The organism is Caballeronia sp. LZ003, assembly GCF_031451465.1.
Classification (GTDB): domain Bacteria; phylum Pseudomonadota; class Gammaproteobacteria; order Burkholderiales; family Burkholderiaceae; genus Caballeronia.
On the sequence record NZ_JARUXJ010000001.1, the window covers coordinates 2,437,229 to 2,457,937 of the forward strand.

The window sequence follows — 20,709 nt, forward strand, 5'->3', positions numbered from 1 at the left end:
GTAACTCCGCCGCATTTTCCGGCGGCTTTCTGCATCGCCACACCCCGTGCGGTAGCATACCGGCTTCCTCGATCCTCACGTTCGCCTGCGCCGAAATTGCGAGCGTGATACATGATGCCCACTGCTGCTTTGTCCGAACAACCGTCCACGAACCCTTTTCCAGGCCAAACCGGAATCGATTCCACGCCCGTTCCCGTCCTCTTCCACATCGTGGACTTCGGCGATGGCGGGATCGAGTCCTCGCTGATTCAATGGCTGCGCGTCTTCGACCGCACGCGCTTCGCCGTCACGTTGTCCGTCATGCACCCGTCGCCCGCGTTCGAAAACCGCTTTCGCGCGCTGGTGCCGCCGGACGTGAAGATCGAAATCCTCGCGGAAAAGCCGTGGCTCAACACCTTTCAGGCGCGGCGCTACGCGAAGCGCCTGGGCAAGCTCGGGCGCATCGGCCGCGATGTCTTCAATACGCTCGTCGTGCGGCCCTATGTGAAGCGTCGTGTAGAAACGCTCGCGCGCCAGCATGCGCTGATCGTCGATTACGACATGTCGCTGCGCCGGCTTGCGGGTCAGTTCGATATCGCGTGGCTCGGCGTGAATCATTTCAGCTTCGACGCGAGGCTTGCCAGCCGTCCGCGCCGACAACGCCGGCTTGCCGAGCAGTTCGCGCGCTACGACGGCGTCGCGGCGCTCAACGATCACATGGCGGCGGAAGCGCGCGCCATGTTCGGCAGCGGGCTGAAGCGGATCTTCGTGTTGCCGAACGCCATCGATATCGAGCGCATCCGGCAGAACGGACAGATCAGCGAAGCAGCGCCGTGCGACGCGCCGTATATCGTCTCCGTCGCGCGACTCGACGAAATTCAAAAGGACCATCGCACGCTGTTGCGCGCTTATGCCGAACTCGTGCGCGACGGGCAGATCATCGAACATCTCGTGATCGTCGGCGACGGCGCGTTTCGCCGCGAACTCGAAGGTCTCGCCAACGAACTGGGGATCGCGGCGCGCGTGCATTTCATGGGATATCGAAATAATCCGCATGCGCTCGTCGCACGCGCGCGCCTGCAGGTGCTGAGTTCGCGCTACGAAGGCATGCCGATGGTGCTGCTCGAAGCGCTCGCGCTCGGTAAGCCAGTGGTCGCGAGCGATTGCCCGACCGGCCCGCGCGAGATTCTCGGCGATGGGCGCTTCGGTCTGCTGGTTCCAGTGGAATCCGTGGATGAATTGGCCAATGCGCTGCGCCGCGTCTTGACCGACGACACGTTATGCGCCGACATGCAGGCGCGCGCGCTGGAACGCGCGGAGGAATACGGCATCGCGGCGAGCAACGAACGCTTCGCGCGATGCGTTGCGGCCTTGCTGGCACGCTGAGTCGTCGCCGCTGGCTCAACGCTCCGCGTCACTCTCCTCGTCCAGCAACGCACCCAGAATAGACACCGTGCGCTCCGTCGCCCCGCGATGCCGCGCCGCGAACGCCGCGGCCGCCGCGCTCATCGCGAGACGCTGCGGCTTGTCGGTGAACAACTCGCGCAGGCCGCGCGCGAGTTCCTGCGGGTCTTGCACGCGCAACGCCGCGCCCGCCGCGATGGCATCGTTGGTCGCCTGCGTGAAGTTGAAGGTATGCGGTCCGATCAGCACCGGCACGCCCGCCGCGCACGCCTCGATCAGATTCTGCCCGCCAAGCGGCAACAAACTCCCGCCAATAAACGCCAGATCCGACGCCGCGTAGTACGCGCCGAGTTCGCCCATGGAATCGCCGAGCAAAACCTGCACATTCGATGGCAACGGCTCTGACACGTCCGCGCCCGATCCCGCCGCCACGGCCTTTGGCGCCCACACTGAACGGCGCGCGCTCTTCATGCCGGCGGCCGCGATCATCGCCGATACTTCATCGAACCGTTGCGGATGGCGCGGCACGAGAATCAGCAACGCATCGTGCACGTTCAGCGCGGCGAAGGCGCGCAGCACCAAAGTTTCCTCGCCTTCGCGCGTGCTTGCCGCCACCCACACCGGCCGATTGCCGATGGCCGCGCGCCAAGCCTGTCCGCGTGCGACGAGTTCAGGCGGCGCGCTCATGTCGAACTTCAGGTTGCCGAGCACCGCGACATTGCGCGCGCCGAGCGCGATGAGCCGCTCGGCATCCGAAGGCGTCTGCGCCAGCACGCGAGAAAAGCCGCCGAACACTTCGCGCACCGCGCGCCCGAAACGCGCCGCGCGCTTGAACGAACGCTCCGACATGCGCGCGTTCGTCAGCACGAGCGGCACGTCCGCGTGCTTGCATTCGTCGATGAGCGTCGGCCACACTTCCGTCTCCATCACGATGCCGAGCGACGGCCGCCAAGCACGCAGAAAACGCCGCACGAAACGCGGCGAGTCGTAGGGAAGATAAGCGCGCATGACGCGATCGCCATAAAGCTGCTCGCCGGTCGCGCGGCCGCTCGGCGTCATGTGCGTAATGAGCAGCCGCGCTTCGGGATGCGTCTTGAGCAACGCTTCGATGAGCGGTTGCGCCGCGCGCGTCTCGCCCACGGACACCGCATGCACCCAGACGAGCGGCGCGAGATCGTCGGCGCGGCGCGCGGGACCGCGACCGAAGCGCTCGGCAATATGCTCGCGATAACCGCGCTCCTTGCGCGAACGAATCAACAGGCGCAGCACGGCAAGCGGCGCGACGAGCCACCACGCCGCGCGATACACGAGCCTCATCAGCACCGCCGAGGCAGGCGGCGCGCCGGCTCCGATAGCTGCGCCGTTCAAACGAGCGCCCTGCCCTTGAGACGTTCGAGAATGCCGAGCGGCGCGCGCTCAGGCCGCGCCATCGACTTGACGGGCAGAAAGAACGTCTGCTCCATCATGAACTGGCCGGACATCACCGCGTGCGACGTCTGGTCGGAGAAACAGACCCATACCGAGCCGGGCGGAAACGGCATCGTCACTTGCGGCGAAACCTTTTGATAATCGAGATCGGCTTTCATCGCGTCGTGCAGATGCAGCATCAGGTGGTCGTATTCGCTGCGCTTCGACTTCGTGATGTGCAGCAGCTTCATGAGCCACGCCGCGCCCGGCGTCTGCGCCTTGATGTTCGGCAGGAAGCGCTTCGCCATGTCCTCGAACGGCTCGCCCACGCGCCACACACGCGGCGCGCCTTGCGGGTTCACGTTGGTGAAGACGCGCAGAATGCGTTCGCCGTAATTCGGCCGCGACGGAAAGGCATCGACGTGAAGACGGCTGTCGTCCTTGCGCCAGGATGTCTCGCGCGTTTCCACCTGATGCAGCCGCAAGCTGGTTGGCGCGACGCGCAACTTGCCGTCGTATTCGGGGAAGAGGCCATCCACCAGGGAGCGCGCGTTCGTCTGATAGCGCGCGATGAGCGAGCGCACCGCCGACTGCATCACGTTGTCGCCGAGCACGCCAGCAAGCGCGCCGCCGTTGGGCGCGAGGCTGATGTTCTTGCGCTTCGGGTCTGCAATGCGCGGGTCGAGCAGCGCCTGTTCGCCGCCCGCATACTCGAACCGCAGATTGGGAAAATAGAGGACTTTGCCGTTTTCGACGCCGGCGAGCAGCGTTTCGCGCGGTACGGAAAGATTTTTGCCGTGCCAATCGCACGAAGCGACTTCGATGATTTGAGATTCCGTCATGTGCCTTCGACCTTGAGTTGCTTGGCGCCTGGAAACGTAATGCGCGACGGGCACGCTATCACGGCACGCTACAAGAGACCGAAGCCCGCGAGCGCTGCCTTGACTTCGGACAACGTGGGATGCCGGCTCGCGTCGCCAAGATTGACGACCTTCGGCGACCAGTAGCCGCCAGTGCGCCAGGCGGTCGAGAAATTGTACAACTCGACGGTCGGACGCTTCAGCGCCGCCGCGATATGAACCAGCCCGGTATCGACGCCAACGGTCGCGGCCGCGCCATCGATCAGCCCGACGACCGCGGGCAGCGAGAGCTTCGGCGGCACGATGGCAGCCGCGCCGAATTCCTTCGCGAGTTTCTCGCTCGTCGCGCGTTCGGCTTCGTTGCCCCACGGCAGCACGATCGATGCACCGCGCGTGACGAGCGCCTGTCCGAGCTCGATCCACGCGGCTTCGGGCCATTGTTTGTCGGCGCGGGAGGTGGCGTGCACGAACACGACATAAGGCACCGGCAGATTCAGCCCGAGCTCTGAAATGGCGAGCGTTGCACGGCGCGTATCGATGCCGAAGTCGATATCGTCGCTGGACTGCGGGCGCGGCAGATCGAGCGCGGCGGCCACGAGTTGGCGCGTGCGTTCGACCACATGCGTGCGCGGCTCGATCGGCACGCGGCGGTCGTAGAAAAAGCGCACGGGCCATTCGAAGCCCGCGCCTTCCGTGCGATTCGCCAGGCCGACGAGCGGCCCGCGCGCCCAGCTCGCGACCCACGCGGTCTTGATGAGCCCTTGACAGTCGATCACGAGATCGTACTTCTCGGCGGCGAGCTGGCGCTTGAACTTGCCGATCTCGCGCCAGTTCGCGGGCGACGCGAAACTCTTGCGCCAGCGCCGCAGCGAAAACGGGATCGCGCGATGCACGCCATCGACGAGTTCGACGAGACTCGCGAAACTTTCCTCGACGAGCCAGTCGATTTGCGCATCGGGATAACGGCGGCGAATGTCGGCGATGACCGGCATGTTGTGAACGACGTCGCCAAGCGACGACACGCGAACGATCAGGATCTTTTGCACGCTGATTGGGACAGGCGCGGATTCGCGTTCGGGCGATTCTCGCGGTGAATTGGAGATGGGGAAACGGGATTTTAGCGCGGGTTGTGCGCGCGGCGGCGCTCGCTGTCTCCTGAAGCGATTTAAGGGCGCAAAAAAGCCGGTAGCATGACGATCACCGGGCAAGCCGTACCGGATATCCGACCACAAAGGGAGTTGCGATGGGAACGCGTTACGAACAGGACGTGGTGGCGTGGGCGCGGGAACAAGCCGAGCTGCTGCGGGCTGGTAAGTTCTCGGCCATCGATGTGGAACCTATCGCGGAGGAAATCGAGGACGTCGGCAAGAGCGAACAACGCGAGCTTTCCAGCCGTATGGCCGTGCTGCTTGCGCATCTTCTCAAGTGGCAATACCAACCGGGACGTCGTGGCTCGAGTTGGCAGCGTACGATCAAGGAACAGCGCCGCGCCGTCGGCGTCGCGCTGCAAAAGACGCCGAGTCTGAACACTTCGTTGCGCGACTCGGGCTGGCTCACCGGAACGTGGGCCGATGCCATTTCGAAAGCCGCCGAAGAACAAGGACTAGATGCGTTCCCGGAAGAACTGCCCTGGTCGACCGAGCAGAGTCTTTCGGCAAAGTTTTATTCCCAATGAAAAACGGCGCGGTTTGCCCAACCGCGCCGCTTCCCAACCATCTAGACTCACTCCGTCCAAATCAGAACGGCAGCTTCGCGTCCGGCTTTTCAGCCAGAATCACGCGGCGAAAATCTTCCTGAATGCGCTTCAACGCCTCTTCGGTGTCCGCCTCGAAACGCATCACCACGACCGGCGTCGTGTTCGACGAACGCGCGAGACCGAAACCATCCGGATATTCGACACGCAATCCGTCGATGGTCAGCACATCGTCCGCGCCTTCGAACTTCGCCGACTTCTGCAAGCGTCCGATCAGTTCGAAGTTTTCGCCTTCTTCCAGTTTGATCTGCAATTCAGGCGTCGACAGCGAGTTCGGCAGGTCGTTGAGCAGCTTGCTCGGGTCGTCCACGCGCGAAAGGATTTCAAGGAGTCGCGCGCCCGTGTAAAGGCCGTCATCGAAGCCGTACCAGCGGTCCTTGAAGAACACGTGACCGCTCATTTCGCCCGCGAGCGGCGCGCCGGTTTCGCGCAGCTTCGCCTTCACGAGCGAGTGGCCCGTCTTCCACATGACCGGCTCGCCGCCCTGCTCGCGCACCCATTTTGCGAGATTGCGCGTGCACTTCACGTCATAAATGATCTGGCCGCCCTTGTTGCGCGACAGCACTTCCTGCGCAAACAACATCAGCTGGCGATCCGGATAGATCATCTGGCCGTCCTTCGTCACCACGCCGAGACGGTCGCCGTCGCCATCGAATGCGAAGCCGATCTCGGCATCCGTTTCCTTTAGCGCCTTCATGACGTCCTGCAGATTCTCGGCATGCGCCGGGTCCGGGTGATGGTTCGGGAAGTTGCCGTCGATGTCCGTAAAGAGTTCGACCAGCTCGCATCCGAGCGCCTTGAACAGACGCGGCGCAAGACCGCCCGCGACGCCGTTGCCCGCATCGATGACGATCTTCATGCCGCGCACCGGCTTCACATCGGACAGGATTCGGTCGAGGTAGATCTGCTGGACGTCGAACTCGGTGTAGCTGCCTTCGCCCGTTTCGAAGTCGTCGTTGACGATCCGCTGATACAGGCTCTGAATCTGCTCGCCGTAGATGGCCGCGCCGCGCAGCACCATCTTGAAGCCGTTGTAGTCGGGCGGATTGTGGCTGCCCGTCACGACGATGCACGAATCCACGCGCCGCTCGCCCTCGGGCAAGGGCAGCGGCACGCTCGCGGCGAAGTAGCCGACGGGCGTCGGCACCATGCCGATATCGATGACATCGACGCCTGCCGCGCGCAGGCCGTCCGCGAGCGCGCCGACGAGTTCCGGGCCGGACAGACGGCCATCGCGCGCAACGACGACGGAATCGCCGCCCTGCTTGCGGATCTCGCTGCCGAACGCTTGGCCGATGTTCTTCGCCACGTCCTTGTCGACCGTCTTGCCGACGATGCCGCGGATGTCGTAGGCCTTGAAAATGGATTGGGATACCTGGGTCATAAGATGGCTACCTCTTCTCGTTTGATTGATGGATTCTCGGCGATGCAGCCATGAGGGCGTGCAGGTCGAAACGTGATCGATGTAAAACGCGCCGGCATGCAAGCGCATGCCAGATGACGGTTCGAATTCTGCCTGCAAGTGTGCTTGCGCATCGCGACCGCGGCTTCGAGGATCGAGCTTCGGTTCGCACTTATAATCGCTGTCTTTCAGCGCTTTCCACGTTTTCATGCTGCGCGTCGCGGTAAAGCCTCGCGCGCTCATTCTAATCCAATGCCTAATCGCTCTTTCGCCTCGATGCCCGGGAATGAGGCGCCTTCGCGCGCCACCACACAAAACTATTTTCCGTTGCGGCGAACGTTTGTCACGAAGCTGGCGAAAATCGCGAAAGCGTCGGACCGTCAGGTTTTGCTAGCACACGGCATGCCCGACCACACCTCGGTATGCGCGGCATGAAGGCGTTGACGCGCTCGGGCAATCCGGACGTCGCGCGGGCGCTCGCCAACATCGTCTGGCTCGGGCTCGAAAGGCTGACGCAGATTGCGGTCGCCATCGTCATTTCGGGGCTGCTCGCGCGCTATCTCGGCCCGGACGCGTTCGGCAAATGGCAGTACGCGAATACGCTCTTGCTCGTCATCGCGCCGATCACGTGGGTCTGCGGCGCGGAAATTCTGGTGCCGACCATCGTGAAGGAACCGCCCGCGCGCACGGGCGTCGTGCTCGGCAGCGCCTTCGTGCTGCGCATCGCGGTATCGGCGATTGCGCTCGTCATGACCTGGACATGGATCGCGGCGGGCTTCACCGACCCGCTCGTGGGCGCCATGCTCGCCGGTCTTGCGCTCACCATGTTGTTTCGCGAGCCGTTCATCGGCGTGATTAACGCGTGGCTGCAGAGCATGACCTACAGCAAGCCGCAATTGATCGCGAGCATGTTCACGGCCATCGTCAAGGCGGCGCTCGTCTATGCCTTCGTGCGCATGGCGATGAGCGCGGCGAGTTTCGGCTGGCTGTGGGCGCTGGAAGCGGCGGCGATAGGCGGCGTGCTTCTCGTGTATTACATGCGGCGGCACGGCGGCAGGCTCGGCTGGCACTTCGACCGCGCGCTCTTCAGGCACTTCGCGAGCGCGGGTACGGTGTTCTGGATCGGCCTCATCTGCATGTATCTGTTCCTGAAACTCGACCGGCTGATGCTCGCGCATCGCGTATCGTTCGCGGAACTCGGGCTTTATTCCGCCGCGCAGCAATTGAACGAAAACTGGATCGCGCTTGCGCTGATGCTGGCGCAGACCATCGCGCCGGCGTTCGTTTATCGCGTGACGGACACCGCGCAACTGAAGCGCAATCTGTGGCGCCTCTTCGCGCTGACCGCCGTTTTGATGGTCGCCGGCGCCGCCGTGCTCGACGCCCTCGCGGGCTTCATCATCACGCGAGTCTTCGGGCCGAACTATGCGGGCGCCACGGAAATTTTCCGCTGGGCGGTGTGGCTTTCGGTGCCGGCGGGCATCGAGGCAATCGGCAATCTCGTGGTCCTGAAATTTCAGGCGAAGTACGTGCTGCTCGCGAAATGGCTGCTCGCGCTCGGCGTCGCGTTCGCGGTGAATGCGTTCGCCATTCCGCGCTTCGAAGGCTACGGCGCGTTGATCGGACTGGCTGCGGGTTATCTGGCGGCGGCGTCGGTGAATTTCTATTACATACGCTTGCGCCTGTCAGCATGAACGCTCTCTCCGATGTCGCCGTCCTCATTCCCGCGTACAACGGTCAGGCCGACCTGGAACGCACGCTCGCCTCGTTCGATGAAACGTCGCCCGTGCAAGTGCTGATCGTCGATGACGGCAGCACGCCACCCATCGTCGCGCCGGTCATCGACGGCATGCGGATCGCGATTCTGCGACTGCCCGAAAACGGCGGGATCGAGCGCGCGTTGCAGGCCGGCATCGAAGCGCTTGCCGCGCGCGGTTTGCGCTACGCGGCGCGTATCGACAGCGGCGATCTCGCGACGCCCGGGCGGCTCGCGATGCAGCGTGCGTATCTCGAGGCGCATCCGCGTGTAGCCGCGCTCGGCATGTGGACGCACGTGGTAGCCACCGGCGGCGCGCCGCTCTTCGATCTCACGCCGCCGACCGAACCGGACACGATCCGCCGCATGATGCTCGCGCGCTCGTGCTTCGCGCATCCCTCGCTGATGCTGCGTGTCGAGGCGGTGCGCGAGGTCGGCAACTATCGCGCGGACTATCGCGCGGCGGAAGACCTGGATCTGCTGCTGCGTCTGCTTGCACGCTACGACGGCGCGAATCTGCCGGCGTTCGGTCTCTACTACGAGCTGAACGAGAACGGCATCAGCGCCACGAAACGCCGCACGCAGACGCTGTCAACGCTGCGCCTGCAATGGCGTTACTTGCGGGCGGGCAACGTGTTCGACTGGGCGGGCATCGGCAAGAGCATTGCGCATCTGCTGCTGCCGTATCGCGCGCTCAAGGCGTTGAAGGCGAAACTGCTGCGGCCTTCCACGCCCACGAAATAGTTGCACCCTGAACTTATTGTCGAATTGCTTTCGATTGATTTTGCGCTACGGTTGGCCGTGCACAAGCGCAAGCGCGCGGCGTGTTCCGCCTTGCACGGCGAACCGTAAAAAAACGACTCCCGGATGACGAAACCACCGCAGCGCCTTCGCATCGCCCTCGTGTGCAACACGGCATGGGCCATTTATACCTACCGGCGCGGCGTGCTGCGCATGCTGACGGACAACGGAGCCGAAGTGACGATCATCGCGCCGCGCGACCGCACGTTCGAGCCGCTGGAGGCAATGGGCTGCCGCTGCGTCGAATTGCCGGTGGCGTCCAAAGGCACGGACCCGCGTCAGGACCTGAAGACGCTCGTCGCGCTGTATCGCGAATATCGCGCGACGCGTCCGCATCTCGTTTTCCACTACACGATCAAGCCGAATATCTACGGCTCGCTGGCGGCCATGCTGGCGCGCGTGCCTTCGATTGCGGTGACGACGGGACTCGGCTACGTGTTCATCCAGAAAAGCCGCACGGCGCAGATCGCCAAGCGGCTTTATCGCTTTGCGTTTCGTTTTCCGCGCGAGATCTGGTTTCTGAATCAGGACGATCTCGCCGCCTTCAACGATGAAAAACTGCTTGTGCACCCGGATCGCGCGCGCCGTCTGCATGGCGAAGGCGTCGATCTCGACGAGTTCGCCTTCGAGCCGTTGCCCGAACGCGAAGACTTCGTGTTCATCCTGATCGGGCGGCTCTTGTGGGACAAGGGCGTGGCCGAATACGTGGAAGCGGCGCGACGGCTCAAGCGCCGCTATCCGCATGCGCGTTTCCAGTTGCTGGGGCCCGTTGGCGTCGATAATCCCAGCGCGATCGGCCGCACGGACGTAGAAGCGTGGGAGCGTGAGAATATCGTCGAATATCTGGGCGAAGCGAACGACGTTCGGCCGCTCGTCGCGGCGGCGGATTGCGTCGTGCTGCCTTCGTATCGCGAAGGCGTGCCGCGCACCTTGATGGAAGCCTCCGCGATGGGCCGTCCGATCGTCGCGACCGACGTGCCCGGCTGCCGCGAAGTGGTCGCGCACGGCGAAAACGGCCTGCTTTGCGAAGTCAAGAGCGCGGACAGCCTCACCGCGCAACTCGAAAGCATGCTGACGCTGCCACGTAGCGCGCGCGAAGCAATGGCGCAACGCGGCCGCGAGAAAGTCACCCGCGAATTCGACGAAAAAAATGTCGTCGAACGATACAAGGGCACAATACACGCCATAACCGGCATTTCACTCTGAATTTCGATTTCTGGGGAGCACACGATGAATGGCAACGGGGCGCATGAGAACGCGGCGCAGGACACGGCACAAACCACCTCGCGAGGCACGATTCTGGTGACAGGCGGCGCGGGCTTCATCGGCTCGCATACCTGCGTCGAACTGCTCGGCGCGGGCTACGGCGTGGTGGTCATCGACAATCTCGTCAACAGCCGCGCGGAGTCGCTCAAGCGCGTGGAGCGCATTGCGGGCAAGCCGGTGGCGTTTTATCAGGAAGACGCGCGCGACGAAGCCGCGCTTCGCCGGATTTTCGATGCGCACGAGATCACCGGCGCGATCCACTTCGCCGCGTTGAAGGCGGTGGGCGAATCGGTCGCGAAGCCGATCGAGTACTACAGCAACAACATCGGCAGCCTGCTTGCCGTGCTCAACGTGATGCGCGAGCGCAACGTGCGCAACTTCGTGTTCAGTTCGTCGGCAACGGTGTACGGCGTGCCGCAAAGCGTACCGATCGACGAGAGTTTTCCGCTGTCCGCGACCAATCCGTACGGGCAATCGAAGCTCATCGCCGAGCAAATTTTGCGCGATCTCGAAGTGTCCGATCCGTCGTGGCGTATCGCGACGCTGCGCTATTTCAACCCGGTCGGCGCGCATGAAAGCGGGCTCATCGGCGAAGATCCGGCGGGCGTGCCGAACAATCTGATGCCTTACGTGGCGCAAGTGGCGGTCGGCAAGCTGGAACGCCTGCGCGTGTTCGGCAGCGACTACGAGACGCCCGACGGCACCGGCGTGCGCGATTACATTCACGTGGTCGATCTGGCGCGCGGGCATATTGCCGCAATCGATGCGCTGAAGTCGCTCGACCGAAGTTTCGTCGTCAATCTCGGCACGGGACAAGGCTATAGCGTGCTGGATGTGGTCAAGGCATTCGAAACGGCGTCGGGCAAGCCCGTGCCTTACGAACTCGTGCCGCGCCGTCCGGGCGACGTCGCCGCTTGCTACGCCGACCCGGCCGCGGCGCTCGCGCTGATCGGCTGGCGCGCGGAACATGGCATCGAGCGCATGTGCGCGGATCACTGGCGCTGGCAGTCGCAAAATCCGCGAGGCTTTGCCTGAGGCGTCGCGGCGCCTTGCTTCACTCGTATCAACCGGTCCTATTTCATGCTTAGTTTCGCGCTTGCTTTTCTGGTGTCGCTGCTGGTGACGTTGTTGATCGTGCGGTTCGCGCACCTGCATGAAGGCGTGCTGGGCGACACCGATCTTGCCGGCGTGCAGAAGTTTCATGCGCGACCGGTGCCGCGCATCGGCGGCGTCGGCATTTTGTGCGGACTGACGGTATCGGCCGTGCAATTGCGATGGAGTTACCCGCTCGTTTCGGGCGGGATACTCGGCATCATCGCGTGCGGCATGCCGGCGTTTCTCTCCGGCCTGATCGAAGACATGACCAAGCGCGTGACGCCGCTCATCCGGCTTGTCTGCACCATGGCGGCGGCCGGGCTCGCGTATGCGGTTCTGAATATCGCGGTGACGCGCATCAGCGTGCCGCCGCTCGACTTTCTGCTTTCCTACGCGGTCATTTCCTGCGCGGTCACGGTGATCGCGGTCGCGGCGCTCGCCAACGCGGTGAATATCATCGACGGCTTCAACGGCCTCGCTTCGATGGTCACGTTCATGATGTTCGCCTCGCTCGCCTACGTGGCGTTTCAGGTGCACGATCCGGTCGTGCTGTCGGGCTCGCTCATCATGATGGGCGCGGTGATGGGCTTCTTCATCTGGAATTTTCCGGCGGGACTGATCTTTCTCGGCGATGGCGGCGCGTACTTCGTCGGTTTCATGCTCGGCGAACTGTCAATCCTGCTCGTGATGCGCAACCGCGATGTCTCCGCATGGTATCCCGTGCTGCTTTTCATGTACCCGATCTTCGAGACGTGTTTCTCGATCTACCGCAAGAAGTTCATTCGCGGCATGTCGCCGGGAATTCCGGATGGCGTGCATCTGCATATGCTGGTTTACAAGCGGCTGATGCGCTGGGCGGTCGGCGTGCAGAATGCGCGTGAACTCACCCGACGCAATTCGCTGACTTCGCCCTATCTCTGGCTGCTATGCCTGATTGCGGTGATTCCCGCGACGTTGTTCTGGCGGCACACGCTGCATTTGTTCTGTTTCGTGATGGTGTTTGCGGCGACTTACGTGTGGCTGTACATCAGCATCGTGCGATTCAAGGTTCCGCGATGGATGGTGTTTCGACGGCCGCACGTGGTGCGCAAGTGAATCATGTTTTCTAAACCGCCCGTGTCTTGCCCGGGCGGTTTTGGTTTCAGGCGGGGGATTTGGGGCTGCGACCCAGATACTCCTTTAGGGCATCGCCGATTTCGCTGATGACCGTTTGCCAGATGGTGACGCTGTTCTTGTTGTCGTCTTTGTCTCCGAGTTGCCGGAATACCAGGCGGACGATGGGCAGCATGGACACGGCGACCAGTGAAGCCAGCACCACAAGCGGCGCCAGCAACAACTCGACATGCGACGAATAGTTTTGGGCTGAAGAACCGAAAATGCGCCAGCCGAACGTGATAATCCACGCGGCTAGCATGACGAGAAGAACTGCGATCAATCCGGCCATACCGATGAATGTGTAATGCCTAAACCTTCGATATTCCCGTCGGTCGGCAACCTGCTCTCTCAGTAAATACGGATGCACTATCGTTGTCACTGATAGCTCCTCAGCGTCGGTATCCAGATAGACCCGTTCGTCTCGCACTTTCGCCGACCCAGCTTCTGCGTTCACGAAACCCATCCCATTTGCCCCAACTTGATCGTCATTGCGCCTTGGCCGACATGAAACTGTTCGCTCAATCTTTTGATGCTCGTGATATTCCTTTTGTCGATAAGAATGTCGACCGCAAAACCCGGGATGAGCAGCTCCAGCGCGAAAGTATTGGCTTGTAACTCGACCAATCTTCGCGGCACTTCCACGAACTGCTTCGCCGTATCGACGAAGGAATTGCCATGTCTGAGAGCGAAGTGCCCAAGTTCATGCGCAATTGAAAATCGCTGCCGCCGTTTCCCCTCGCGCGAATTGATGTAGATATGCGGTTTGCCGTCCACTCTCTCGAAGCGCCCGAAAACCTCGCCCATATCAGGATCGAAGTTGACCGTTACGCCTGCCGCCCGCGCGATGGCCTCCGGATCGACCGGCAACCGACCATCCCAGTACTTCGAATATAGATACTCCGCCGTTCTTATCGGCATAATCCTGCCCTCCATCAACAAAATAACCCTCGCGTCAATTACTTCGTCATCCTTCGCGATCCTGTCGTCTGGAGTCTATCATCCACGATACATCTATCCTGCGCACCTCATCCGAATGGCCAACGCGTAACGCGTGACTCGCCCGCAAGAACGAGTCACGCAAAGCCTGTTTAACTCTCGATGAAAGCCAGCAAGTCCGCATTCACCTTATCCGCCTCGACCGTGCACATGCCGTGCCCGCCGCCCGGATACACCTTCAACGTCGCATTCTTCACGATCTTCGACGCCTTCTCCGCCGCCGCGCCGATGGGCACGATCTGGTCATCGTCGCCATGCAGAAAGAGCGTGGGCACGTCGAACTTTTCGAGGTCGGCCGTGTAGTCCACTTCCGAGAACTGCTTGATGAACTCGTAATGCCCCTTGATGCCACCGCGCATGCCTTGCAGCCAGAAGAGGTCGCGCACGCCCTGCGAAATCTTCGCGCCTTCGCGGTTGTAGCCGTAGAACGGCATCGTCAGATCCTGATAGAACTGCGAGCGATCCGCCGCCACACCCTGGCGTATGCCGTCGAAAACGTCGATCGGCAAGCCGTCCGGATTTGCCTCGGTCTTGAGCATGAGCGGCGGCACCGCACCGATCAGCACGGCCTTGGCCACGCGCTTCGTGCCATGTCGGCCGATGTAATGCGCGACCTCCCCGCCGCCCGTCGAGTGGCCGACGAGCGTGGCGCCCGTGATATCGAGCGTGTCGAGCAGCGCGGCGAGATCGTCGGCATAAGTGTCCATGTCGTTGCCTTCCGACGGTTGATCCGAACGACCGTGTCCACGACGGTCGTGCGCGATCACGCGGTATCCCTTGCCCGCGAGGAAAAGCATTTGAGCGTCCCAGGCATCGGCGTCGAGCGGCCAGCCGTGCGAGAACACCACCGGCTTGCCGCTGCCCCAGTCCTTGTAATAGATGGAGGTGCCGTCTTTCGTCTTGATCGTGCTCATCGTGTGGAACTCCTCGAAAATCCAACAATTGGGAGAAGCGCGGTTTCCGCGCTGCAGCCTGCGCCAATGGCGATGCCTATCACGCACGCGCGCGATGTCTGCAGTGAAGTGTGAAGCGATTGTGTGACCGGCGGACGTGATACGAACGGCAAAGCGCCGCATCCGAAGCGCGTGCTTGCCGAAGCCTGGAAGGGATCGAGGCGATGGCGGTCCGGACAGCGACCGTGGCGCAAGCCCTCAATTGATACGCGAAAAATTATGAGTGCGCCAGTGTTGAATCGACGGGAGTGGATATGGACCGGCTTTACGCCATCGCGCGCGCCCACAAGCCGCGCGTGATCGAAGACGCGGCGCAGGCGTTCGGTTCGAGCTTAAACGGCAAGCGGTCGCGTCTTCCGGATTCGGGAGGGAAGGACAGCGGCGCAATGGCCGCTTGCACGCAGAAGATGTGAAAAAACCTCGGCGCGGCGCCAGGTCGAACATCACGCCGGCGCAATGCTCGACAAACGCCCGCCGCGTCAAGCCATCAACGATGAAACCTCAAGCCGGCGCGGCCCCACGCGGCAGCGCCTGCGTGACCTGACGCGCCACCGCGAGATATCGCGCGGCGGTATCGGCGAGCGTGAGCCCACCAAGCGGACGATGCGAGCGAGGCTCGGTCAGCGCACGCACGAGCGCGTCCGCATAAGCGTCGATATCGTCGGGATCGCAGAGATGCACGCCCGGAAAATCCGCCGCGAAGCTGAACGGCCGAATGGTGCTCGCCACCACCGGCACGCCGGACGCGAGCGCCTCCAGAAACGCGATGCTATGCCCTTCCGAACGCGACGGCATGGCGAACACGTTCGACGAGAACAGCAGTTCCGCGACATCCGAACGCGGACCTTGCAGACTCACGCGATCCGACAATCCGAGCTTGGCGATGAGATCGCCGACCGCCGCGTGATACGCCGGATCTTCGATCACGCCGCACAACAAGAGCCGCGCGGACGGCACTTTCTCGACGACGCGCTGAAACGCATGCACCGTGGAAAGCTGGTTCTTCACCGACGTATAGCGGCCGATCTGCACGATCTGCGCTTCCTTTGTCACGCTGCCGGCCGGGCGCTTGCCGAAGCGCGCCATGTCGACGCCATTCGGAATCAGCGTCATCGAAGGATGACGGCCCACCGCGTCCACATAATCGTCGATATTGGTCGGCGACACCGCGATCACCGCGCGCGCCCGCCGCGACAACAGACGTTCGACGCGCCTGAAGGCTTCGCTCTCGAAGTCGTTGGTGGCCGAGTGCATCACATAGACGATCGGCACGTTGAGCGGCAGCATGCGCGCGTAGAACGCGGGAATGGTCGCGTGCGCGAAGAGCACGTCGGCGCGCGCGTCCTTGATCGTGCGATACAGATTCCACAGCTTGCCGAAGCGCCCGTACATGCGCTCCGGGAACAGACACTCCACGCCATTCGCGACGAGTTCCGCCTTGAGCGCCGTGAAATCGTCGTGCGCCGGCACGAGTGAGGCCACCGCCACCGACTCGCCGCCCTTCTGCTGATGAATCGCCAGATCTTTCGCGAGCACTTCGGCGCCGGACAGACGCGGTGCAAGTACGAGGTGAACTATGCGCATTCAAGCCTCCCTGACGATACGAAACAGCATCCATGACGCCGCGGCGCCGAGACCGAGCGTCATGGCCCAGGCAATACCCGTCACGCCCCACAGGTGCGTCGCGATGGGCACGGTCACGCACAGCACGATGGCCTGCACGATCGACGCGTGCGTCGCCACCTTGGGCATGCCGACCGCGCGCAGCCACGACACCAGCACCGCGATGATCGCGCCGATCGCCATGTTGATCACGAAAATACGGAAGAGCGGCACGGCCGAAAGCCATGCCGGTCCGAGCACGAGATTGAAGAGCGGCTCGGCGGCCAGACGCAGCACGATCACGAGCACCGTGAGCCCGACGCCCGCGATCAGCAGATAACGCGTGAAGAGCTTGCGCGCGCCTTGCGTATCGCGCCGGTGATGCTCGGAGAATGTCGGAAACAGATACTGCGACATGGCGATGGCGGCATCGGCGAGGAGCATCTGCGCGAGCTTCGACGACATCTGATACGCGCCCAGTTGCATCGGCCCGAGCAGCTTGGCGACGACCACCTTGTCGAACTGATTGAGCAGCAGATTGACCACGCTGCCCGCCCAGATCCAGCGGCTGAAACCCACGTAATGCGAGATGCCCGCAACCGACAAGCGCAGCGGCGGACGCGGCGACATGCTGCTCCAGGTGAGCGTGGTCTTGAGTATCTCGCCGGCGACGAGGCCGATCAGCACCGAGTAGGCGCCCGCGCCCGAGAGCGCGCAGATGAGGCCGACGGCGCAATCCGTGAAACTCGCGGAACACTCGACGCCCGCGAGCTTCTGGAAGCCGCGCTGCCGCGTCACGATGAAATACGCGGGCGATGCCACGCCACGCACGATCGGCAACACGGCTGCAAGCAGGATCAGCCCGATCGAGCCGCTCATATGGAACTGGCTGCTCATGAACGGCGCGAGCACCGCGAGCAAGAGACCGATGAGCACGCCGCGCATCGCGAGCGTGGACCACACCGCGCCGAGCTCGTTATGCGTGGGCGCATCGCGGCCTTGCACGACGGCTTGCGCGAGCCCGGTATCGGACAAGGATTCGGCGATAGCCACCGCGAGCAGCGCGATGCTGACCGCGCCGATTGCCTCGGGTCCGAGAATCCGGCCGATGGCGAGAAACTTGACGGCGACGAAGCCGCGCACGACCACTTGCTGCAGAAGCACCCAGAATGCGGCGTCCTGCTGGAAACGCCCGCGCGCCGGTATGAAAGGTAGCCGGACAGATCTCACTCGAATTCCCCGCGCTGCTGTTATTTCGTTGGCGTGGCGTTCGCGCTTGAGGCCTGGCGCGCTCGACCACCTTGCGCGTCGCGCAACGCTCCCATTCCGGACGACGGGTGCGCGCGTGACGCCGCTTCTTCTTCAGGCGACTGTGCCAAAAGTATCGTGGCAGCGGTTGCGGCGGACGACAACGCGTAGTTGAAATCGGCCCGAAATGGGTGTCAATGCGGGTTGACGAATTTCAAAGCGTGTCCCCGCACACAGGGCGTACGCGGAAAAACGCTGAAATTTGGCCGTTGCGTACGCAGTGGCGATGCTAACGTCGGTTTCGTCGGCGTTATGGCGTGGCGCGAGCCATCTCGCGCTCAATGTGCGTTCACATCTGCCGGATGCAACGGTGAAATCAATGGCGAAAGATCAAGTCCTCATCATCGAGCCCAATTTCAGCGGGCATCGCTGGCGTTATGCCGAATGGGCCGCGAACGCTTACATGGAAGCGGGGTATCGCTGCATCATCGTGACCGAGCCTGGCAACGCGGCGCATCCGCTCGTGAAGAAGATTCAGGAGCAAGGCGGCGACGCGCTCGAAGTCATGATGGTCGCGCCGCCCGTGCGTCATGGGCGCGGCCTGCACTCGGTCAGCTACGTGCGCGCGCATCAGGACTTCAAGCATTTCTTCGATACCGCGAGCCGTGGGCGTTCCATCGCGCTCGTCGTGGTGCCTTACGTCGATTACTTCCTGCTCGCTTTGCCGTTCCTGCGCTCGCCGTTCGGAAAGACGCCGTGGGTCGGCATCACGATGCGTTCGAATTTTCATCATCATCTCGTGGGTGTGCGCGCGCCGCGCCGGCCGCTCGTGAATGCGGTGAAGGGAAGACTCTTTGCGCGCGCCATTCGCGTGGGCGGCATGAAGACGCTGCTGACCATCGACCCGACCTTGCCGGACTGGTGGAAGCGCAACGTATCCGCCGCTCGCGACACGACCTCGATCGAATATCTCGCCGATCCGTTTCCCGACGCACGCGCCGCCGAGCCTTCAGCGGCTCGCCAGCGCCTCGGCTTGTCCGATGGGCTGCATGTGCTCGTCTACGGTGCGATCAACGAACGCAAGGGCCTTTTCGAACTGATCGAAGCGCTCGCGCAACGCCCGAGTGCGCAGTCGCCGACGCTCGTCATTGCCGGCGCTCAGGACGAAGACGTGCGCGCTCGGCTCGCAACGGCAATCGCAAAGTTGAAGGCGCCCGTGCCCGTGGTGTTCGACCGCTTCATTCCCGGCGAGATGGAGCTTGATCTCTTCTCGGCCTGCGATGCCGTCTGGCTCGGATACAAAGGGCACTACGGCATGAGCGGCGTGCTCGTGCAGGCGTTCCGCTTCGGCAAGCCGGTGATTGCCACCGCGGATGGCTTGATCGGATGGTTCTGCCGCACGGGAGAGCTTGGGCCTGTGGTCGACGAGCTTTCGCCCGCTGCGATCAATCAGGCGCTCGACGATGTGCTCGCACGACGCGTGGCGCCGTTCGCGTCGGGGCATCTGCTGGAGCGCAATACGCTTCTGCAATTCAAGGAGACGTTGCGGCAGGCGGTTTGATGGCGTTTTGCGGTGCATCAACGAGAGAAGCCGCCTTTCCTCACGGAAAGGCGGCTTCTTTTTTCTTGCTCCCGTAGGCCAATCAAGCCTGCGGCTCAACCGCCGAAACCGGCACCTCCGCCTTCCGCTTCGCCGGGAAGAGCGCGTCCCGAATCTTGAGGAACGGAAACTCGACAGCGCGCGTGGTCACGTATCCCACGACGATGGCAATAGCGAACTGCGCGCCCATGATCGCGAACCAAGCGGGAATGGCCGGCACATGCAGCGCCGCGGCCCGGCGAATGAGCATGTCGCCCGGAGCCAGCGCCAGCGAATGCCAAAGATAGATGCCGTACGAATACACCCCGATCCATCCGATCACGCGATAAATCATGCTCTGCCTGGTCGACTTCGAATATTCGAGCGTCAGCACGATGAGCGCGCAGAATCCGATCGCCTGGATCGTATAGCCGATGCTCTGATCGAGCGCCACGTTGCGCGTTCCGAAGACGAGCCACAACACGACGCCGACGACCATCGCGATCAGCAAGTGCTTTTGCGCCGCAATCGAACGATAGATATTCGGCTTGAGCCAACGAACGGTCGCGAGCATCACGCCGAACAGCAAGCTGTCGATGCGGTATTGCGTATAGAAGAAGGTCTCCTCGAGATGCCCGTTATAAACCGCGATACTTCGTGCAACCAACACCACCACGCAGATCGATCCCAGTACGGCAAGAATCGTCTTGAAATCCGCACGCCACCGCGCCAGCACGATCAGAAGCAACGGCAGGAACAGATAGAAATGCTCTTCGACGGCAAGACTCCAGGTCTGTGCAATCGACGAACCAAAGAAGTTCTGCATGTGCGTGAGATTCTGCACGAGGAAGGTATCGGTCGGATGCCGTCCCGCCACCACATGAAACAGAATCAGCGCGTAATAAGCAGGCCAGATCTTGAAGATCCGACGCACGATGAAGCGCCCCGCATCGATACGTTCCTCTTGCGCGTATTGCCTGAGCAGCAATCCGCCGACGAGATAGCCGCTCAGCGTGAAGAACAAATTCACGCCTTCGTGCCCGAAGCTCTTGAGCGGATACTCGATCGCCGCGATAAACGCGCTGCCCGTGGGATACGAATGGAAGTGATATCCCATCACCGCGATGATCGCGAGACCCCGGATGAAGTCGAGCTCGATCGAGCGACTCGCTCCCTGAATGCGCGGCACGCCGAACAGGCTCATGTCTTCCCCCTTCTGCGAAGGTCTTTCTGTTGTAGTTGACGCCGCATTTGACTGTCCCGTCGACGGCGCGCGCACGCACGCTCGTGCACGAAAAACGAGCATCGCGGCTGTCCAATAATCGGTCCAGACTATCGTTGCGATCCGCCAGAATCGCGCAGTTAGCCGACATCGGCGAATCTCGTATGCGCGCTCGGCAACAATGTCTTTAAGCGCTCACGGCGAGCGTGGTGCGGCGCACATGGGTGTCCG

18 protein-coding genes and 1 pseudogene are annotated in these 20,709 nt (G+C 62.5%); 9 read left to right on the top strand and 10 right to left on the bottom strand.

Annotated elements, in window-relative coordinates:
• Positions 1-114 precede the first annotated feature (114 nt).
• Complete coding sequence (locus QCE79_RS10990) at positions 115-1,365, top strand: glycosyltransferase (protein ID WP_404989363.1); 1,251 nt, start codon at positions 115-117, stop codon at positions 1,363-1,365.
• A 15-nt stretch (positions 1,366-1,380) separates the two neighbouring features.
• Here the strand turns inward: QCE79_RS10990 and waaA are convergent, their stop codons facing one another.
• The 3 genes from waaA to waaC all read right to left on the bottom strand — a co-directional run bounded on the left by waaA (position 1,381) and on the right by waaC (position 4,696).
• Positions 1,381-2,703 (bottom strand): lipid IV(A) 3-deoxy-D-manno-octulosonic acid transferase, encoded by a 1,323-nt coding sequence (gene waaA, locus QCE79_RS10995; protein WP_309845290.1) that lies wholly within the window; start codon positions 2,701-2,703, stop codon positions 1,381-1,383.
• 44 nt (positions 2,704-2,747) lie between these two features.
• Positions 2,748-3,632, bottom strand: a complete 885-nt coding sequence (locus QCE79_RS11000; RefSeq protein ID WP_309844108.1) for a Kdo hydroxylase family protein — start codon at positions 3,630-3,632, stop codon at positions 2,748-2,750.
• A 68-nt stretch (positions 3,633-3,700) separates the two neighbouring features.
• Positions 3,701-4,696: a lipopolysaccharide heptosyltransferase I gene (gene waaC, locus QCE79_RS11005; protein WP_309844110.1), complete on the bottom strand. Its 996-nt coding sequence runs from the start codon at positions 4,694-4,696 to the stop codon at positions 3,701-3,703.
• A 197-nt stretch (positions 4,697-4,893) separates the two neighbouring features.
• Here waaC and QCE79_RS11010 point away from each other — a divergent pair, with 197 nt between their 5' ends.
• Positions 4,894-5,325 (top strand): DUF29 domain-containing protein, encoded by a 432-nt coding sequence (locus QCE79_RS11010; protein WP_309844113.1) that lies wholly within the window; start codon positions 4,894-4,896, stop codon positions 5,323-5,325.
• A gap of 61 nt (positions 5,326-5,386) precedes the next feature.
• Here the strand turns inward: QCE79_RS11010 and QCE79_RS11015 are convergent, their stop codons facing one another.
• A complete protein-coding gene (locus tag QCE79_RS11015) occupies positions 5,387-6,787 on the bottom strand; it encodes a phosphomannomutase/phosphoglucomutase (protein WP_244826013.1) in 1,401 nt (466 codons plus the stop codon).
• A 449-nt stretch (positions 6,788-7,236) separates the two neighbouring features.
• On the opposite strand from QCE79_RS11015, the gene QCE79_RS11020 reads away from it, so the two are divergent.
• From QCE79_RS11020 to QCE79_RS11040, 5 genes are all read left to right on the top strand, one after another.
• Positions 7,237-8,499 carry an oligosaccharide flippase family protein gene (locus QCE79_RS11020; protein WP_309844115.1) on the top strand — a complete coding sequence of 421 codons (1,263 nt, stop codon included), beginning with the start codon at positions 7,237-7,239 and terminating at the stop codon, positions 8,497-8,499.
• Entirely contained in the window at positions 8,496-9,305 is an 810-nt protein-coding gene (locus QCE79_RS11025) for a glycosyltransferase (protein WP_250465379.1), read from the top strand. The genes QCE79_RS11020 and QCE79_RS11025 overlap by 4 nt, the downstream gene beginning before the upstream one ends.
• Before the next feature lie 123 nt (positions 9,306-9,428).
• Entirely contained in the window at positions 9,429-10,568 is a 1,140-nt protein-coding gene (locus tag QCE79_RS11030) for a glycosyltransferase family 4 protein (RefSeq protein WP_250465381.1), read from the top strand.
• A 24-nt stretch (positions 10,569-10,592) separates the two neighbouring features.
• Positions 10,593-11,663, top strand: coding sequence for a UDP-glucose 4-epimerase GalE (gene galE / locus QCE79_RS11035; protein ID WP_244826017.1), 1,071 nt, complete (start codon positions 10,593-10,595; stop codon positions 11,661-11,663).
• Positions 11,664-11,708: 45 nt separating this feature from the next.
• A complete protein-coding gene (locus tag QCE79_RS11040) occupies positions 11,709-12,818 on the top strand; it encodes a glycosyltransferase (RefSeq protein WP_244826018.1) in 1,110 nt (369 codons plus the stop codon).
• Between the two features lie 46 nt (positions 12,819-12,864).
• On the opposite strand, the gene QCE79_RS11045 is transcribed toward QCE79_RS11040, so the two are convergent.
• From QCE79_RS11045 to QCE79_RS11055, 3 genes are all read right to left on the bottom strand, one after another.
• Positions 12,865-13,332 carry a hypothetical protein gene (locus tag QCE79_RS11045; protein ID WP_309844122.1) on the bottom strand — a complete coding sequence of 156 codons (468 nt, stop codon included), beginning with the start codon at positions 13,330-13,332 and terminating at the stop codon, positions 12,865-12,867.
• Positions 13,329-13,796, bottom strand: a complete 468-nt coding sequence (locus tag QCE79_RS11050) for an ImmA/IrrE family metallo-endopeptidase (protein WP_250526154.1) — start codon at positions 13,794-13,796, stop codon at positions 13,329-13,331. The genes QCE79_RS11045 and QCE79_RS11050 overlap by 4 nt, the downstream gene beginning before the upstream one ends.
• 170 nt (positions 13,797-13,966) lie before the next feature.
• Positions 13,967-14,788 carry an alpha/beta hydrolase gene (locus QCE79_RS11055; RefSeq protein ID WP_309844126.1) on the bottom strand — a complete coding sequence of 274 codons (822 nt, stop codon included), beginning with the start codon at positions 14,786-14,788 and terminating at the stop codon, positions 13,967-13,969.
• Positions 14,789-15,075: 287 nt separating this feature from the next.
• Between QCE79_RS11055 and QCE79_RS39330 the strand changes: the two are divergent.
• A pseudogene (locus QCE79_RS39330) lies at positions 15,076-15,174 on the top strand (DegT/DnrJ/EryC1/StrS family aminotransferase); the annotation flags it as partial.
• Between the two features lie 154 nt (positions 15,175-15,328).
• Here the strand turns inward: QCE79_RS39330 and QCE79_RS11065 are convergent.
• Complete coding sequence (locus QCE79_RS11065; RefSeq protein ID WP_244826025.1) at positions 15,329-16,411, bottom strand: glycosyltransferase family 4 protein; 1,083 nt, start codon at positions 16,409-16,411, stop codon at positions 15,329-15,331.
• Positions 16,412-17,659 carry an oligosaccharide flippase family protein gene (locus QCE79_RS11070; RefSeq protein WP_250465390.1) on the bottom strand — a complete coding sequence of 416 codons (1,248 nt, stop codon included), beginning with the start codon at positions 17,657-17,659 and terminating at the stop codon, positions 16,412-16,414.
• A 397-nt stretch (positions 17,660-18,056) separates the two neighbouring features.
• Between QCE79_RS11070 and QCE79_RS11075 the strand changes: the two genes are divergently transcribed.
• Positions 18,057-19,238, top strand: a complete 1,182-nt coding sequence (locus tag QCE79_RS11075) for a glycosyltransferase (protein ID WP_309844130.1) — start codon at positions 18,057-18,059, stop codon at positions 19,236-19,238.
• An 82-nt stretch (positions 19,239-19,320) separates the two neighbouring features.
• Here QCE79_RS11075 and QCE79_RS11080 read toward each other — a convergent pair whose 3' ends face one another.
• Positions 19,321-20,460, bottom strand: coding sequence for an acyltransferase (locus tag QCE79_RS11080; protein WP_309844132.1), 1,140 nt, complete (start codon positions 20,458-20,460; stop codon positions 19,321-19,323).
• Positions 20,461-20,709: the final 249 nt, after the last annotated feature.

What these genes read in the sequence shown, in the direction of transcription:
- QCE79_RS11055 (WP_309844126.1), bottom strand. Translation starts at nt 14,788, where the DNA reads ATGAGCACGATCAAGACGAAAGACGGCACCTCCATCTATTACAAGGAC.
- QCE79_RS11080 (WP_309844132.1), bottom strand. Translation starts at nt 20,460, where the DNA reads ATGAGCCTGTTCGGCGTGCCGCGCATTCAGGGAGCGAGTCGCTCGATC.
- galE (WP_244826017.1), top strand. Translation starts at nt 10,593, where the DNA reads ATGAATGGCAACGGGGCGCATGAGAACGCGGCGCAGGACACGGCACAA.
- QCE79_RS11050 (WP_250526154.1), bottom strand. Translation starts at nt 13,796, where the DNA reads ATGCCGATAAGAACGGCGGAGTATCTATATTCGAAGTACTGGGATGGT.
- QCE79_RS11040 (WP_244826018.1), top strand. Translation starts at nt 11,709, where the DNA reads ATGCTTAGTTTCGCGCTTGCTTTTCTGGTGTCGCTGCTGGTGACGTTG.
- QCE79_RS11065 (WP_244826025.1), bottom strand. Translation starts at nt 16,411, where the DNA reads ATGCGCATAGTTCACCTCGTACTTGCACCGCGTCTGTCCGGCGCCGAA.
- QCE79_RS11025 (WP_250465379.1), top strand. Translation starts at nt 8,496, where the DNA reads ATGAACGCTCTCTCCGATGTCGCCGTCCTCATTCCCGCGTACAACGGT.
- QCE79_RS10990 (WP_404989363.1), top strand. Translation starts at nt 115, where the DNA reads ATGCCCACTGCTGCTTTGTCCGAACAACCGTCCACGAACCCTTTTCCA.
- QCE79_RS11075 (WP_309844130.1), top strand. Translation starts at nt 18,057, where the DNA reads ATGGCGAAAGATCAAGTCCTCATCATCGAGCCCAATTTCAGCGGGCAT.
- QCE79_RS11000 (WP_309844108.1), bottom strand. Translation starts at nt 3,632, where the DNA reads ATGACGGAATCTCAAATCATCGAAGTCGCTTCGTGCGATTGGCACGGC.
- QCE79_RS11020 (WP_309844115.1), top strand. Translation starts at nt 7,237, where the DNA reads ATGAAGGCGTTGACGCGCTCGGGCAATCCGGACGTCGCGCGGGCGCTC.
- QCE79_RS11030 (WP_250465381.1), top strand. Translation starts at nt 9,429, where the DNA reads ATGACGAAACCACCGCAGCGCCTTCGCATCGCCCTCGTGTGCAACACG.
- QCE79_RS11015 (WP_244826013.1), bottom strand. Translation starts at nt 6,787, where the DNA reads ATGACCCAGGTATCCCAATCCATTTTCAAGGCCTACGACATCCGCGGC.
- QCE79_RS11010 (WP_309844113.1), top strand. Translation starts at nt 4,894, where the DNA reads ATGGGAACGCGTTACGAACAGGACGTGGTGGCGTGGGCGCGGGAACAA.